This window comes from Streptomyces sp. BBFR2 (genome assembly GCF_044497305.1).
Classification (GTDB): domain Bacteria; phylum Actinomycetota; class Actinomycetes; order Streptomycetales; family Streptomycetaceae; genus Streptomyces.
Map to the genome: position 1 here is coordinate 1494949 of NZ_CP172415.1, position 16102 is coordinate 1511050.

The following is a 16102-nucleotide window of genomic DNA, read 5'->3' on the forward strand; positions in this document are numbered from 1 at the left end:
GATCAGGGCTTCAGTCGCAAGCCGTCGGCAACCTCCTCCACCATGCCCATGCCGAGGCGGCTTATCCGTACGGCGAGGGGGCGTCCGGCGGCGCGGAGGCCGGTGAACTGGAGCGCACCGAGCGGGGCGCCGGCGACGGGCCGGAGCGTGAGGGTGCCGCCGGGGACGTCGGGGCGCAGGCCGGCGAGGGTCAGCAGGAGGTGGACGGCTCCGGCCGCGGCGACGGAGGCGGGGCGGCAGGCCGCGGGGTGGGGCACGGGAGTGGCTCCCGTGGTGCGCTGCTCCCCCGCGTACATCTCGGGGAGGCGGTGGCCGAAGCTCTCCGATGCGTCGAGGACGCCTTTGAGCAGGGAGTTCGCTGCGGGTTCGTGGCCTGCGGCGGCGAGTCCGGCGGCGGCGACGGCGCTTTCGTGGGGGCGCACCGCTCCGCTGCGGTGGCCGAACGGATTGTGGCCCTGTTCCTTGGCGCTCAGGCTTCGCAGGCCCCAGCCGGTGTCCATGGCGGGGCCGGCCAGGAGTGTGGCGAGCTGCGCCGTGCGGACGGGATCGAGGAGGCCCGGGGCGTGCCGGCCGCCGCCGAGCAGGCCGGTGTCGAGGAGGTGTGCGGTGGTGGAGCCGAGGTGCGTCGAGGGGTGGCCCTGCGGGGTGATCAGGGCGGTGGGGCGGCCGCCGTAGCGGTCCTCGTACCAGAAGTCGGTGCGGAAGTGGGTGCGGAGGCGGGCCGCCCATTCCCGCAGGTCGTCGGCGCGGGGCTGCCCGTACGCGTCGAGGAGGTCGGCGCCGAGGAGGGCGGCTCGGTGGGCGTGTGCCTGGGTTTCGCAGCGGTACGGGCCGGTCGGGGCGGGGTCGGGGATGTAGGGCGGGCGGCCGGTGGCGGAGGTGCGGAGCAGCCAGTCCAGGCAGCGTTCGGCGGTGGGCAGGAGGTGCTCGGTCTCGTGGTCGGGCAGGCCCCAGCGGCGTGCCTCGGCCAGGACGGTGGGGAAGAGCAGGGTGGCTTCGGTGCCGGTGCAACTGGGCGGGGCGTGCGGTCCGGCGTCGCGGAGCGGGCCGGGGAGGCGGCCGTGATCGGGTCCCGGGGCGGTGTGTTGGGTGCGGGCGAGGAGGCGGAGGGTGCCTGCCGCGAGGTGGGTGCCGAGCGGGAGGAGCATGCGGGCGGACCACAGGGCTTCGGCCGGTGAGAGGCCGGGGCGCCAGGGGATGCCCCCGGCGGTGTAGAGGTCGGTGGGGGTGTGAGGGTCGCGGGTCAGGAGGCCGTGGAGATCGTCGAGGGAAGCGGCGAAGAGGGCGTCGGCGCGGGGGTCGTCGGATTCCAGGCGCGCCGTCCACAGGCGTTGCGGCCGTGCGGTGCGAGGGCGCGGGGCAGCGGGGCGAAGTGCTGGGTACGGGCCGGTGTGCGGGGTTTCGGGTGGAGTGAGTTCCAGGGTGAGGCGGAGGTCGATGGTGCGGGTGCCGCCGGGTGGGAGTTCGAGTTCCCAGCGCAGGAGGCCGGCGGAGGCGAGGGCGTCGTCGGGGGCGGGGGTCGCGGTGATCGCGGCGTGCGCCCCGGGGCCGGACCAGCGCAGGCCGGCCCCGTGGACGGCGGGGCGCAGGTCGGGGCCGGGTCGGCCGGTGGCGGCGGCGCCGAGTTCGGCGAGGTCGGTGCCGAGCCGGAGGTCGACGGGGAGGCGGATGGGGCGGGAGGCGCTGCTGCGGAAGGTGAGGCGCTCGCTGCCGTCGGCGCGGCGCAGTCGTTCCAGACGGATGTCGGGGTCGGGGCTGCGGTCACCGGTCAGGCGCACGGTGCCGACGAATCGGGTGTGATCCGCTGCGGTCTGGCTGCTCTGGAGGATGACGGGTTCGCCCGCTCCGGCACGCAGTTCGCAGCGGGAGAGTATGCGGCGGCCGTCGTGGTAGCAGCCGTCGGCGTTCTCGCCTCTGAGCTGGCCGTCGGGCGGGGAGATGGTGAGGTGGGGCAGTGCCACGGAGATCAGTGCGGTGTGGAGAGGCTGGGGCCGCGGGGCCCGTGACGGGGCGGAGCGGGGTGCTCCGGGTGTGTGGGGGATCGGTGGGGTGAGGTGGTCGGTGCCTGGCACGGGCGGTGTACTCCCTGGTGGTTCCGGTGCTGGTGGCGGTTGACGCCATCCACCTGAACGGTGCGGCCGGCGTGCAGGTCACGCCGGCCGCACCGCGTTTCTGGGTCACCTGCGGCTCCGGTCCCCGCCGCGTGGGGTGCGGCGGGGGGCGGCACGGTTGCCGGGCGGGCCGGAGGCGCCCCGTGGCGCTGTGGGGCGGCCGGTCTTCGCGCGGTGGGAGCGGGGCGGCCGTACGGGAGCGGGAACGGTGCCGGGGTCGGGGTCGGGTGCGGTGTACGTGGCGGCGGCTGCGTCGCGGGTGCCGCTCGTCTCCCGGGCCGTCTGTGCTTCGCGTTCCTCGCGTTCGCTCCGCAGGCAGCGGCGTAGCGGTTCGGGGTCGAGTCCCTTGTTGATGCCGTGGTGCAGGAGTTGGGCGAAGAGGTAGTCGGGGTCGATGCCCAGGGCGCGGCTGAGGGCGACGCGGGCGGAGGGTTGATCGTCGGTGGACCAGGCGACCCATCCGGCGAGGGTCAGCGGGGCGACGGAGTGTTCGAGGTAGGCGCCCGCGCAGCGGCGGGCGAGGGCGCGCCAGAGGCGGAGGGCGGCTGCGGCGGAGGGGCCTTCCATCCATTCGGCGGCCCGGTCGCGGGTGCGGCGGTCCTGGAGTCCGAGGATGAGTTCGGCGGCTTCGGTGTCGGTGAGGAGGGCATCGTCGCAGGCGTCGCGGGCCCGGTTGCTTCCGGTGGGGGTGTCCTGCCGGAAGCGGTGGATCATGGCGGTGATCCGGCCCAGGGTGTCCTCGCGGACGGTGCGGGCGCCGTTCGCGTGGAGCATCCGGGGCAGGAACCGGCCGAGTGCGGTGTCCAGCGCTTCGACCTGGTCGGCGGCGCGGGGGCCGGTGCGTGGGGCGAGACGTGCCTCCATCTCCTTGAGGGAGCCGCGTACCTGCAGGCCCGCGTACGCGGCAGCGGCCGCCATGACCGAGGTGCCGGGCATGACCATGGGTGTGCCGTCGGCCGGGCAGCAGCGGTAGCCGGGGCAGCAGTACGACCAGTAGCGGTTGTTGGAGAGACAGAGCGCTTCGAGGACGGGGACGTCGAGAGCGCCGCAGGCGGTGCGCAGACGCTGGGCGAGGGGCCGCAGCCGCTGTGTGACGTCCTGGCCGCGCTCACCGTCCGCCGGCTCCTGGCAGAGGAAGACGAGCATGCCAGCGGGGTGGTCGCCCCGGTCCTCGGCCGCGGAGATGAGGACCGAGGCGAGTTGGTCGGCGACGTCGGGCCACTGCTCCGGGTCGGTGGGGATGCCGATCCTGACCCGGGCTCCGAAACGTCCGTGAGGGCCGTGGAGTGCCACCAGAACGATGCTGTCGTCAGGGTAGAAACCCATGAGGTACGGCAGGGCGTCGGCGAGACCGGCGGCGTCGCTCAGGGTGACCTGTTGCTGTTGCTCGGTTTGCTGTTGCTCAGTGCCGGGTTCGGGGTGGGTGGTGTGGTTCCCGTCGGATGGTGCAGCGCCGGGTGAGGTGGCGGGTACCGGGTCGAGGTCGTCCAGGGCGGGGCCGGTCGGGAGGAAGAGGTTCGCGGTCAGGGAGAGGCCGGTCGGCTCGCCGGGGAGGAACGTGCCGGGGTACTGGGCGGTGGGGTGTCGTGGACCTGGGGTGCGGGCGGTACCGGCGTCGGGGCGGGAGGCCCACGGGGCCGCCGTGGATTCCGAGTGCCGGGCGGACAGGGGCGAGCGGGGCGCGGGGATCGAAGGGGCCGGTGGCTGTGCGGGAGGCGGGGCGGAAGCCGTGGGCGGGCCTTCCGTGTCGCCGGAGGCGGCGGACGTGCCGGGGCGCGAGCGCGGTCGGCGGATGGAACTCGGGTCTTCGTGAGGTGGTTCGCTGTGCTGGTTCATGGCTCGAAGATCCCGCGGGGGTCCGCTGCGCCGCGACCCCTGTGGATAACGCCCGGGTGATGGAGATTTCCACAGGGGCGGAGGGGCGGCTCGGCGTCGGGAGTCGGCATGTGGCAGGGGTCCCTGGACGTCGGCCGGGATTTCTGAGGGCCGCGCTCCCTGGCCTGGCCGGGACGGGGCGGGTCCGGCTGGGCCGTCACGGTGCACGGGCTTGAGGTACGCCGCTCCAGGCCAGGTGGCAAAACTCCCCAGGCACTGCTTGGGCCGACGCTGCCCGAGGGCCGGTCGGTCTCGTCGGAGTACAGCCCTCGGATTTCGCCATACCGGGCCGCACCGCCCTCACGCTTCTGGCGACAGGGCCGACCGCGCATAGGGGCGGCAGGCCGCAGGCGGCAGGCGGCAGGCGGCAGGCGGCAGGCGGCAGGCGGCAGGCGGCAGGCGGCAGGCGGCAGGCGGCAGGCGGCAGGCGGCAGGCGGCAGGCGGTCCATGATCGTCACTCGGCGTTCGTACGAGTGACGAGTGCGCCGACGGTCCGACAGGGCCGGGCCGGAGACAGGACCGGAGCCTGAGCGGGACCGGAGCCGGGGCCAGGGCCGAGCCGGGTCCGGAGCCGGAGCGGGACCGGAGCTCGGTACAGGGGCAATCCCCTCATAAAGGCAGGTCTCCAGCACGGCGTCCACGAGCACGTCGCCCCGGCCCGTAGTAACCGGTTAGGTGCGTCAACGCCAGAGCACCGGCCGAAGGCAGCCCGCGGAGGTAGGCCCTATCCCGCGCACCGCCGAGCAAGCCACGCAACGCAACGCACCCAGCAGACGCCGGCCCCGCAGACCACCGGAGCCGGCAGGCAGGCAGGCAGCAGACACCATGCAGGAGCCGCACCGAGACAGCGACTCCCGGAATGCGAGCCACCAGTTTCCCCGCCTCCGGGTCCGGCCAGCACCACCGGCCCCGCCATCACCCGGAGCCGAAGGCCCCAGACCGAGCACCGTGGCCGAGCCCCCCGGCCGACCATCGCTCCCGGCCACAACGGCACCACGCGTCCCTCGGCCCCGGGCCCTGAGTCCAGGGCCCAGGCCCCAGCCTTCAGGCCCCGGCCATCCCTCAGCTCGACCCGACGTACCCGCCTGCTCAGCCCGCCGCCGCGAGGACCAGTGGCAGGACCCGGGACGTGCCCGCGCGTTGCAGGAGGCGGGCGGCGACGGCGAGGGTCCAGCCGGAGTCGGTGTAGTCGTCCACCAGCAGGACCGGGCCCGGGGTACGGGCGAGGCCCTCGGCCAGTTCTCCGGGGACCGTGAAGGCGGCGGAGAGCGTCTGGAGGCGCTGTGCGGAGTTGCTGCGGTGGGCGCGGTGGACGGCGCTCTGCTCGGTGTGGGCGAGGGCGCCGAGGAAGGGGAGGCGGCCGATCCGCGCGATGCCTTCGGCGAGGGAGTGGACGAGTTGGGGGCGGCTCAGGGACGGGACGGCGACGACGCCCACCGGGCGGGCGGTGGCGTCCGGGTCCTTCGACGCCCAGCCGTCCGGGGAGCGCGCCCAGTCGCCGAGGACCGCCACCGCGGCGTCGAGGACGTCGTCCGGGACGGGGCCGTCGGGGGCCTGCTCGGCCAGCAGCGGGCGCAGGCGGTTGCCCCAGCCGATGTCCGAGAGCCGGCCCAGGGCACGTCCGGGGGCGCACTGTTCCTGCGCCGGGATGCGGCCCTTGAGGTCGATGCCCAGAGCGGCCATGCCCGTCGGCCACATGCGGCGGGGCTCGACCGCCACACCCGGGCGGTCCAGTTCGCCCGTGGCGCCCGCCAGCGCCGCCGGGGAGACCTCGGCGGCGGCCCACTCGCCCGCGCAGTTGTCGCAGCGGCCGCACGGGGCCGCTCCCTCGTCGTCGAGCTGGCGGCGGAGGAACTCCATCCGGCACCGGGTGGTGCTGACGTAGTCGCGCATGGCCTGCTGTTCGGCGGAGCGCTGCCGTGCCACCCAGGCGTAGCGCTCGGCGTCGTAGATCCAGTCGGCGCCGGTGGCCGTCCAGCCGCCCTTCACCCGGCGGACCGCGCCGTCCACGTCCAGCACCTTCAGCATCATCTCCAGCCTGTTGCGCCGCAGGTCGACCTGGGCCTCAAGGGCCGGTACGGACAGGGGGCGTCCGGCGTCGGTGAGGGCGGCGAGGGTCTGGCGGACCTGGGATTCGGGCGGGAAGGCGACCTCGGCGAAGTAGCGCCAGATGGCCTCGTCCTCCTTGCCGGGCAGCAGCAGGACATCGGCGTGGGCGACGCCGCGGCCCGCGCGGCCCACCTGCTGGTAGTAGGAGATCGGCGAGGACGGTGAGCCGAGGTGGATCACGAATCCGAGGTCGGGTTTGTCGAACCCCATGCCGAGCGCGGAGGTCGCGACGAGCGCCTTGACGCGGTTGTCGATCAGGTCGGTCTCGGCCTGCTGGCGGTCGGCGTTCTCGGTGCGGCCGGTGTAGGAGGCGACACGGAAGCCGCGGCCCTGGAGGTAGGCGGTGACCTCCTCGGCGGCGGAGACGGTGAGGGTGTAGATGATGCCGGAGCCCGGCAGGTCGTCGAGGTGGTCGGCGAGCCAGGCGAGGCGGTGCGCGGCGTCCGGCAGCCGGACCACGCCGAGCCGCAGGCTCTCGCGCTCCAGGGTGCCGCGCAGCACGAGCGCCTCCCCCGCGCCCGTGCCGAGCTGGTCGGCGACGTCGGCCGTGACCCGGGCGTTGGCGGTGGCGGTGGTGGCGAGGACGGGGACGCCCGGGGAGAGTTCCGCGAGCATCGTGCGCAGCCGGCGGTAATCGGGGCGGAAGTCGTGGCCCCAGTCGGAGATGCAGTGTGCCTCGTCCACCACGAGCAGGCCGGTGGTGGCCGCGAGCTTCGGCAGCATCCGTTCGCGGAAGTCGACGGAGTTGAGGCGCTCCGGGCTGACCAGGAGGACGTCGACGTCGCCGCGCTCGACCTCCTCGTGGATGGCGTCCCACTCCTCCGGGTTGGCGGAGTTGATCGTGCGGGCCCGGATTCCGGCGCGGGCGGCGGACTCGACCTGGTTGCGCATCAGTGCCAGCAGCGGCGAGATGATCACTGTCGGGCCGGAGCCGCGGCGGCGCAGCAGCGCGGTGGCGACGAAGTACACCGCGGACTTGCCCCAGCCGGTGCGCTGCACGACCAGCGCGCGGCGACGCTCGACCACCAGGGCGGCCACCGCCTGCCACTGGTCCTCCCGAAGCGTCGCCGAGCCTCCCGGGTCGCCGACCAGCTCGGCGAGGATGGCGTCGGCTTCGGCACGCAGCTCCTGTTCGTTCATGCCCTCCATGCAACCGCACGGCACTGACAAACAGCCACCCGCCCATCGCCGGGGCGGCCCCGCGCCCGCCCCCCGAACGGCGTCGGCGGCCACGCCGGCGGCCACGTCCGAACCCTTCGCACGAGGATGTTCCCGCAGGTCAGAGCCGTGGTGTGCGGAGTTTCACCGAGCGGGCCACGGTCGTGGTGCGGGGCCCGGAACGCGGACGGAATTGGGGGTCCGCACCCGTAGGAGGCCCGGTTCGCCGCACCCGCGGCGCGGTTCACGGCCACCGCGGGCCGGCGGCGCCGTCGGGCACAGGCCGGACCGCGGACCGGCCCCTGCCCGCGGTACCGCTTCCGGGCGAGCGTCATCCACGACCGCGCGGGGCGCCCCGTCCGCCCCGGAAAAGGGCCGCACGGATCCGATGCCGAGGGAGCGGCGGGGCGTCGGGCGGGGCGGCGGCGGGAAGGATGGAAGCAGCGCCATCGGTGAGGCGGGAGTGCGCGCGTGTGGGGGTACGGCCGCGGGCCCGTGCGGACACGGAGACCGATCGGCGCCACCCGCTCAGGAGGCCGGTCACACCCGGTCGCCGGGGCACCGCACACCCCGCGCCGCCCGCCGGAGGGATGCGCGTCCGAAGGGAGGAATGTGGACTTCGCCGACGCCCCGCTCACGCCCGCGTCCCGGTCCGCGCCCGCCGCCCCGGCCGCCCGGCCCGGCCGCCTGCTGGAGCCCGCCGAATGGGCCACGGCCGGGATCCCCTTGCTCCGCAATCCCCGTGAGCTGATCAACGGGGTGCACGAGAGGCACGCCCCGGTGCCGTCCACCGCGGTGGTGGCGGTGCTCGATGCGGATCAGCGGGTGCGGGCGAGCGCGTCGTTCACGCTCCCCGCCGCCGAGCCCGACGGCTGGCGGTTCCGCCATGCCCTGCTGGTGCATCTGCGGCGGATCGTGCCGCACGACCTGCGGTTGCGGATCCCGGTACGTACGGCGGTGCTCGTGTACTGCCGCACGGGCGAGCTGCGGTGGACGGAGACGGACGGCGCCTGGATGTGGGGGCTGCGGGACGCGTGCACGCTGCACGGGCTGCGGTGCGGGGCGTACCTCATGATGAACGGCGACCGCTGGCAGGTGCTGGGCGAGGAGCGTGGCGGGCGGCGGCCGGGCGGACGGGCGAAGCCGGGCGGGCGGGCCGTGGTCGCGGCCGGTGGTGAGCGGCCCCGTGCCGAGGCGGTGCGGCGGCCGGGCGGGGCGCGGCGGCTGCCCGATGGCGCGGAGCGGCCCCGGCGGCTGCCGGAATCCGAGGGCCCTGCGGGCTCTCGGGGGCCCAGGAGCGTTGCCGCGCGCGGCAGTTGAGACGACGGGCCCAGGATGGCAGGCCGCGACGGAAGTGGGGCCGACGCCTCCGGGCGGGCGCGCGGCCTACGGACCGGCCGCGTACGGAGCGCCTCCACGACGCCCGCGCCCGTGACGGCGGCCCCGAGGCTTCCGGGGCGAACAGCCGCCCCGGGGCACGCGTGCGGGCCCGACCGGCCTGGTGGCCGGCGGGCCGCTGCGTACGGGAAGGGTCAGGCGGACGTACCGAGCACGGCGTTGATCCGCTGCGGGTCGCCGCAGACGATCAGCAGCGCTCCGGCGCGCGCCAGGGCGGCGGGCAGGGCCTGCGCCGTGGTCTCGTCGGTACCGCCGTTGACCGCGACGACCACGACGGGCCGCCCGGCGGGCCGGGTGGCGCGGGCGTCCGCGTAGAACACGTCGTCCGCGGCGTCGTACTGCGCCCAGTAGGACGCCTCGCCGAAGGACAGTTCGTGCGCGGCCCAGGGGTGCGGGTCACCGGTCGTGAGCACCAGGATGTCGCTCGGTGCACGTCCGGAGTCCAGCAGCAGATCGACGGCCTCGTCGGCGGCGTCCAGGGCGCCGTCGGCCGGGGCCGGGATCAGCTGGAGCTGCGCGTCGGTGGCCGCCGCGGGGCGGGGGCCGGTGCGCTGTGCGGGCGGGGCCGTGACGGGCCCCCGCGGCGGGGCGGGCGGGCCGGGCTTGCCCGGACGGACTCCCGCCGCGTGGGGTCCGCGCCCGGGTGCGGGGCGGGGGCCGGGGCCAGGAACGGGTCGAGGGGTCGGCGCGGTGCGGCCGGCGGCCGGAGTTGCGCGGGGACCCGGGACACTCTCGTGAATCTGAGGCTCCTCGGGGATGAGAGGCATGAAGGGTTGTCTATCAAACGTGGGTGCGGGACGCGTCGGCGGGTCCGCCTCGGCGCCCGCACCGCTCAGAAGTCGAAGCCGAGTTGGCCACCGGCCTTCAGAGCGGCTGCTTCGGGGGTGACGCGCACCTTCTTCAGATGCCGCCACCGGGGCAACGCGTCCATGTAGGACCACGACACCCGGTGGTACGGCGTGGGACCGTGCTCCTCCAGGGCGGTGCGATGGGTCGGAGAGGGGTAACCGGCGTTGCCCGCGAAGTCGAACGCGGCGTGTTCCGCGCCCAGTTCGGCCATCATCGCGTCGCGTCGCACTTTGGCGATCACGGATGCGGCGGCGACCGCGATGCAGGACTGGTCGCCCTTGATGACCGTGCGGACCCGCCATGGCGCGCCCAGGTAGTCGTGCTTGCCGTCGAGGATGACCGCGTCCGGGCGGACCGGCAGCGCCTCCAGGGCACGGACGGCCGCGAGCCGGAGCGCCGCGGTCATCCCCAGGGCGTCGATCTCCTCCGGGGAGGAGTGCCCCAGGGCGTAGGCGGTGACCCAGTCGTCGAGGACCTCGGCGAGGTCGGTGCGGCGCTTGGGGGTCAGCAGCTTGGAATCGGTGAGTCCGGCGGGCGGGCGGCGCAGGCCGGTGACGGCCGCGCAGACACTCACGGGACCGGCCCAGGCTCCTCGCCCGACCTCGTCGACACCGGCGACGATCTTGGCGCCCGTCGTGGCGCGCAGTGATCGCTCGACGGTATGGGTGGGAGGCTCGTACGGCATGGCGCCAGCAAGCGTACGCCTATTCGGGACGTGCGTCGCCACCGGATCCGGATGAGGGTGCGACCGCCGCCGCGGGAGCCGGTCACGGGGGCGTACGGGGCGGGTGGCACGGGGTGCCGGAGGGCACTCCCCCGGGGCGAAGTCGCCGGCCCGGGGCGGCCATTGGCACTCCCCCGGGGCGGGCGGGGTGGCGCCCCCGGGCGGGGCGGGCGCCGTGCGGTGGATCAGGCGGGTGCCCAGCCGGGGAGGGGTTCCGTGGCGGCGAGCCAGTCGGACGGCGGGGCGCCGGCGGGGGCGGCGGCGACGATGCCGCCGACGATGGCGCAGGTGGTGTCCACGTCGCCGCCCGCGCGGGCGGTGGTCCAGAACGCGCCAGGGTAGTCGCCGAGGTGCCGGGCGGCGGCCCAGAGGGTGAAGGGCACGGTGTCGTGGGCGCTGGTGCGGCGGCCGCAGCCGAGGACGGCGGCGACGGTGCCGGGGTCGCCGTAGTCGAGCATGTCCCGGGCGCGGCGGAGTCCGGCCTGGACGGCGCTGCGCGGGATCAGCGCGAGGACGTCGTCGATCAACTGGGCGGGGCCGGTGGTCCGCTCCGGGTCGGCGACGAGGGCGGCGGCAGCGGCGACCGCCATGGCGCCCACCACGGCCTCGCGGTGCTGGTGGGTGGGGTAGGCGGAGATCTCGGCCTGGTGGGTGGCCTGCTCGGCGTCGCCGGCATACCAGGCGCCCAGGGGGGCGATGCGCATCGCGGCGCCGTTGCCCCAGGAGCCGTGGCCGTTGAAGAGGGCGGCGGAGAGGTCGTGCCAGTCGGCGCCGTCGCGGATCTGCCGCAGCAGGCGGTCGACGGCCGGTCCGTAGTCGCGGTCGGGGTGGTGGTGATCGGCGAAGGACCGGGCGAGGGCATCCTGGTCGACGCGGCCGTGGGCGTCGAGGACGGCCAGGACGGAGCAGGCCATCTCGGTGTCGTCGGTCCACCGCCAGGGGCCGGGGGGCAGGGCGCGGCGCCGGAGGGCGGGGAGGTGTGCGGGGGTGGCGAAGCGGGCGCCGAGGGCGTCGCCCACGGCGAGTCCGCGCAGGCTGGCGAGGGCCCGCGCGCGGCGGTCTGCGTCACGGTCGTCGGCGGTCATCGCTGGCACTCTAACCGGAGATGCCGTACGGCTCCGGCTCCCGCCAGCGCTCGAACGGCCGGTCCAGGGTGTAGCGGCCGTCGTCGCCGAGGAGGAGGGTGCGCCGCTCGGCGTTTCCGGGGTTGGCGAGCGATTCGAACTCCGCGACCGACCAGTGGAACCACCGCATGCAGAACAGCCGCATGGTCAGGCCGTGCGTGACGATCAGGACGTTCGGCGGGTGGTCGGGGGCCTCGAAGCTGCGCCACAGGCTCTCCAGGAACGCGCCGACCCGGTCGTAGACGTCGGCACCGGACTCGCCCTGGGCGAAGCGGTAGAAGAAGTGCCCGTAGGCGTCGCGGTACGCCTTCTGGAGGCGTACGTCGTCGCGGTCCTGCCAGTTGCCCCAGTCCTGCTCGCGCAGCCGGGGCTCCTCGCGGACGCGGACGCGGTCCAGGTCGAGGCCGAGTGCGCGGAAGGTCTGGTGGGTGCGGCGGTACGGGGAGACGTAGGCGGAGATCCGCTCGTCGCCGAAGATGTCCCGGAGCGGGCCGCCGGCCTCGCGGGCCTGGTGGAGGCCCTTCTCCGTCAGGCTGAGCGCGTGGTCCGGCTCGCGTTCGTAGACGGTGTCGTCGGCATTGCCCTCCGACTCCCCGTGGCGGATGAGGACGATGCGTCGCGGCCGTGCCATGCGGCCACCCTAGAACGCCTGCGGCGCGGGCCGCGACCGCCGGCACGGGGCGCGGCCCGGGGTCCGTGTCCGGTGGCCGCGGCTCCGCACCGTGCGGGTACGGGGTGCGTGCCCCGGGCGGGCCACTCGGGGCGCGGTGGGCCGGCCCCGTGCGGCGTCCCGGGCCCTTCGCGGTCCGGAGCCGTCCGGCGCGCGCGGGGTCGTACGGGGGCGTGCGGTCAGACCGTCCACGCCGGTTCGAGCTGGACGACGTCGCCCGTAAGGGCCTCCACATCGGCCGCTATCTGGGCGCGCAGGGCCAGCCGCTCGACCCGTTCCGGCCGGTACTTGCCGCGCTCGGCGGCCGACTGCCACATCGACAGCACCAGGAACTCCTCGCCGGGGGCGCGTCCGAGCATCCCGCGCACCATGCCGGGCGAGCCGGCCATCGCCGGGTTCCAGACCTTCTCCTGCACCAGCGTGAAGTGGTCCACGCGGTCCGCACGGACCTGGGAGTGCGCCAGCCGCAGGACGTCGACATCGGTGAAGACCGGCTCGAAGCCCACCTTCACGTCGAATTCGTGCTCGAAGAGGCGGACTTGGCTGTCCTTGAAGGTGCCCACCTGCGCGGCGGCGAGCCGGTCGTGGGAGCGCGCCATGAACGAGTCGTAGAACGCCCGGCTCTCCCAGAAGGCCACGAGGTGCGCGACCCCGGGGCGGCTTCTGCTCCAGCCACCCCCCTGCCCGCGGAATCCCGGCTCCCCCAGCAGTCCCGCCCATTTCCGCTGCCCCCGCTCGAACCCTCGACGGTCCACGACGGTGAGGCGAATCCACTTGACAAGCACCGCGCCATCGTACGGCCCGGAACCGGCCGTATCACCGTCGTCACCCGGGGAACATCCCCGGGGAGGCGCACCGGCGGGCGCCGCCGCCCCGGGGACCGTCGTGGGCGAACCGCCTTACGGGCAGGGGTCGATGGGCACCGGGGCGGCCAGCCGCCGCTCCACCTCCTCGGCGGCGTCCAGGCACAGGTCCTCCCGGAAGGGGCGGCCGATGAGCTGGACGCCCCGGGGCAGCCCCGCGTCGATCCCCGCGGGCACCGCGACGGCGGGCAGCCCCGCGAAGCTGGTGGCGGTGCACAGCCGCATGGCGCGCTGCAGGCGGGCCGAGCTCTGCGGATCGCGCAGTTCCTCCCCGGGGGCGAACGGCGGCAGGGTGAACACCGGCCCCAGGACCAGCGGGTACTCCTGGAGGAACGCGGCCCAGTCGCGGCGGATGCCCAGGCGTACGCCGGTCAGCCGCAGGTACTCGGCGAGGTCGGCGGGGCGGCTCCGCGCCATGCCCCATTCGATGTAGCGGTGCCCGCCCTCCCCCAGGAGCGGCTTGATGCGCGGCCACCCGGCGGCGAACTCGGTGAGCGTCATCCGGGTGTACGCCTCCAGCGTGTCGTCCAGGCGCGGGACGTCGGCGACCTCGCACACCTCGTAACCGGCGTCGCTCAGGGCGTCCGCCGCGGCGTCGACGGCCGCGCGGACCGAGGGATGCACCCCTTCTCCCCCGGGGTCGGCCACCTTCGCCACCTTGAGGGGCCCCGGGAGCGGCGTGCCGAAGGCCGGTACGGGCACGGCCCTCGGGTCGCACGGGGCGGCCCCGGCCAGCACCCCGTGGACCAGCCGCAGGTCCGCGACGGTGCGGGCGAGCGGCCCGTCGACCACCAACTCCTGGGCGGCCAGGGCGGGATCGTCGGCGCCGACACGGTGGTCGGCGGGGTACCGGCCCATGGTGGGCTTCAGCCCCGCGACGCCGCAGAAGGCGGCGGGGATGCGGACCGATCCCCCGGCGTCGTTGCCGAGGCCGAGGGGCACCATGCCGCTCGCCACGGCCGCCCCGTCACCGCCACTGGAGCCGCCGGGGGTGACCGCGCCGCTCCAGGGGTTGGCGGTGTCGCCGAACAGCTCGCTCCGGGTGTGCATCCCGGCGAGGACGAGGGTGGGCATGTTGGTGTGCCCCACGGGGACGGCACCGGCGGCGCGCAGCCGCGCCACCGGGGGCGCGTCGGCGCGCGCCGTGGCGTGCCGGAAGGCGGCCGCGCCGAAGGTCGTCGGAACGCCCTCGACGGCGGTGGTCTCCTTGACCGTGAACGGCACCCCGGCCAGCGGGCCCAGCTCCTCACCGGCCGCCCGGCGGCGGTCGAGGGCGTCCGCGTCCGCGCGCGCCCGGTCGGCGATGAGCTGGGTCACCGCGTTGACCGCCGGGTTGACCTCGGCGATCCGGGCCAGATGCGCCTCCAGCAGTTCGGTCGCCGTCACCGTTCCCTCCCGTACGGCCGCCGCCTGCGCCCCCGCCGTCCACCGCCACGCTCCGTCGTGCATCTCCGGCTCCCTCCATCGCCCCGCCCTCGGGGCTCCCGCGGCCGGTGCTGTCGCATTCCGGCCCCCACCAGTCGTACTGATGCAGTCGCATCGAAAAAACACCGTACCCTGATCAGCGATACGTACGCATCGAATAAGCGGGGTGCCATGCCGAAACTGGTGGACCACGAGGGCCGACGCCGGCAGATCGCCGACGCCGTCTGCCGGCTCGCCGAGGAACGTGGTCTGGAAGGGGTCACCCTCCGGGACGTCGCGGCCCGCGCGGACGTCTCCATGGGGGCGGTCCAGCGCTGCTTCCGCACCAAGGACGAGATGCTCACCTTCGCCCTGACCTACATCGGCGAACGGATCGCCACCCGGGTCTCCGCCCGCATCTCCGCCTCCCCCGCCCAGTCGGCCCGCACCACCCTGGGGCACGCGGCGACGGAGCTCTCCCTGCTGCGCCAGGAACACCGGGCCGAGGCCCGCGTCTGGCTGGCGTTCCTCGCCCAGGCCACCGTCAGCCGCCCGCTGGCGGAGATCCTTCGCGCCAACTACACCGCGCTGCACGAGGCGTTCACCGCCCTGCTCACCCAGGCGGCGCCCGAGGCGGACGCCTCGCTGGAGGCGCGCACCCTCCTCTCCCTGGTCGACGGCCTCACCACCCATGTGCTGATCGACCACATCTCCCCCGCCGCCGCACTCGACGCCCTCGACCACCACCTGTGCCGCCTGTGGGGCGAGCCGCAGGAGTGAGCCCCTCCGGGGCCGCCGCCTCCACACCCTCACGGGGCAACGGATCCGGCCAGATTCCCGGCCAACGCAGTTATCCACAGGCAGAGTTCGCCCCGCCGCGCCGGGACGCCGCCATGGCACCATGGACACCCAACGGGGTGTTACGGCGCACTGCCCGCACGACCACGGGCCGGCCGCCCGGCGCTCCTCGGCCGCCCGCCACCGGTCCTGCGCCTCATCCCCGGGCCGGGAAGGGCGGCCGACCGCGCGCGGAGCCGTTCCGCGCGTCCGGTGAGACGGAAAGCGACGGAAGGAAGAGCCCGGTGAGCACGCTCAACAAAGGCATCGAAAAGGTCGAGGTCACGCTCAAGTGGGACCCCAGCCCCGCCGGCGAGCCGGACAACGACCTCGACCTCATCGCCGCCACCTACGAGGCCGGCACCCCCGTGGGCGAGCCGGTCTACCTCGTCCACTTCGACAGCCGCTCCCCCGACGGCACCATCACCCTCAACCGCGACAGCCGCACGGGCCAGGGCTTCGGCTCCGACGAGGTCATGACGCTGGAGCTGGAGCGCCTGTCGGAGCGCTACACCCGGGTCGTGGTGGGCGTCGTCATCCAGCAGGGCGGCGGCCGCAAGACCTTCGGCGAGGTGCCCAACACCGAGATCCAGATCCGCGAGGGCTACACCGATCTCGTCCGGGACGACTTCGCCTCGGTCGCCCCGTCGACAGCGGCCAACGTCGCCGTCTTCGCCCGCGACGCCGACGGCGAATGGCGGCTGCAGAAGGGCCTGCGCGGCTTCGACGCCGACCCGAACGCCTACACCGCCCTGATGGGGACCTGACCGGAGCCCGCACGGGCAGCCCCACCGCTGGACCGCCCCCGGGCCGGCCGGTGCGACGCGGCCGGGGAGGAGCCGCACCGCACCGGGACACCACCAGCGAAGAGGGAGCCGACACGGCATCGGCTCCCTCTCCCCCGCGGATCACGCGACGGGCCATCGCGGCCGGCGAGCAGGCCGAGCGGCCTCCCCGGCAGCGCCGCACCGAAAGCGAC

11 protein-coding genes and 1 pseudogene are annotated in these 16102 nt (G+C 75.0%); 3 read left to right on the forward strand and 9 right to left on the reverse strand.

What is annotated here, in order from left to right:
* Positions 1-2: 2 nt before the first annotated feature.
* From ACGH2B_RS05200 to ACGH2B_RS05210, 3 genes are all read right to left on the reverse strand, one after another.
* Positions 3-1961: a glycogen debranching N-terminal domain-containing protein gene (locus ACGH2B_RS05200; RefSeq protein ID WP_399084788.1), complete on the reverse strand. Its 1959-nt coding sequence runs from the start codon at positions 1959-1961 to the stop codon at positions 3-5.
* A 216-nt stretch (positions 1962-2177) separates the two neighbouring features.
* Positions 2178-3947, reverse strand: a complete 1770-nt coding sequence (locus ACGH2B_RS05205) for a DUF4192 domain-containing protein (RefSeq protein WP_399084791.1) — start codon at positions 3945-3947, stop codon at positions 2178-2180.
* Positions 3948-5076: 1129 nt separating this feature from the next.
* The gene (locus ACGH2B_RS05210) at positions 5077-7236 is read right to left on the reverse strand and encodes a RecQ family ATP-dependent DNA helicase (RefSeq protein ID WP_399084794.1); all 2160 of its coding nucleotides are present in this window, start codon (positions 7234-7236) and stop codon (positions 5077-5079) included.
* Between the two features lie 630 nt (positions 7237-7866).
* Between ACGH2B_RS05210 and ACGH2B_RS05215 the strand changes: the two genes are divergently transcribed.
* Positions 7867-8574 (forward strand): hypothetical protein, encoded by a 708-nt coding sequence (locus ACGH2B_RS05215; RefSeq protein ID WP_399084797.1) that lies wholly within the window; start codon positions 7867-7869, stop codon positions 8572-8574.
* 212 nt (positions 8575-8786) lie between these two features.
* On the opposite strand, the gene ACGH2B_RS05220 is transcribed toward ACGH2B_RS05215, so the two are convergent.
* From ACGH2B_RS05220 to ACGH2B_RS05245, 6 genes are all read right to left on the reverse strand, one after another.
* Positions 8787-9419, reverse strand: coding sequence for a hypothetical protein (locus tag ACGH2B_RS05220; protein ID WP_399084801.1), 633 nt, complete (start codon positions 9417-9419; stop codon positions 8787-8789).
* Positions 9420-9484: 65 nt separating this feature from the next.
* Entirely contained in the window at positions 9485-10186 is a 702-nt protein-coding gene (locus ACGH2B_RS05225; RefSeq protein WP_399084803.1) for a ribonuclease HII, read from the reverse strand.
* Positions 10187-10410: 224 nt separating this feature from the next.
* Positions 10411-11310, reverse strand: a complete 900-nt coding sequence (locus ACGH2B_RS05230) for an ADP-ribosylglycohydrolase family protein (protein WP_399084806.1) — start codon at positions 11308-11310, stop codon at positions 10411-10413.
* Between the two features lie 10 nt (positions 11311-11320).
* On the reverse strand, positions 11321-11980 hold the full coding sequence (locus tag ACGH2B_RS05235) for a histidine phosphatase family protein (protein ID WP_399084809.1): 660 nt from the start codon (positions 11978-11980) through the stop codon (positions 11321-11323).
* Between the two features lie 218 nt (positions 11981-12198).
* Entirely contained in the window at positions 12199-12804 is a 606-nt protein-coding gene (locus ACGH2B_RS05240; protein ID WP_399084812.1) for a YdbC family protein, read from the reverse strand.
* Between the two features lie 114 nt (positions 12805-12918).
* Positions 12919-14331 (reverse strand): amidase, encoded by a 1413-nt coding sequence (locus ACGH2B_RS05245; RefSeq protein WP_399084815.1) that lies wholly within the window; start codon positions 14329-14331, stop codon positions 12919-12921.
* 147 nt (positions 14332-14478) lie between these two features.
* On the opposite strand from ACGH2B_RS05245, the gene ACGH2B_RS05250 reads away from it, so the two are divergent.
* On the forward strand, positions 14479-15066 hold the full coding sequence (locus ACGH2B_RS05250) for a TetR/AcrR family transcriptional regulator (RefSeq protein WP_399084818.1): 588 nt from the start codon (positions 14479-14481) through the stop codon (positions 15064-15066).
* Positions 15067-15335: 269 nt separating this feature from the next.
* Positions 15336-15890 (forward strand): annotated as a pseudogene (locus ACGH2B_RS05255) (TerD family protein); the annotation flags it as partial.
* Positions 15891-16102 lie beyond the last annotated feature (212 nt).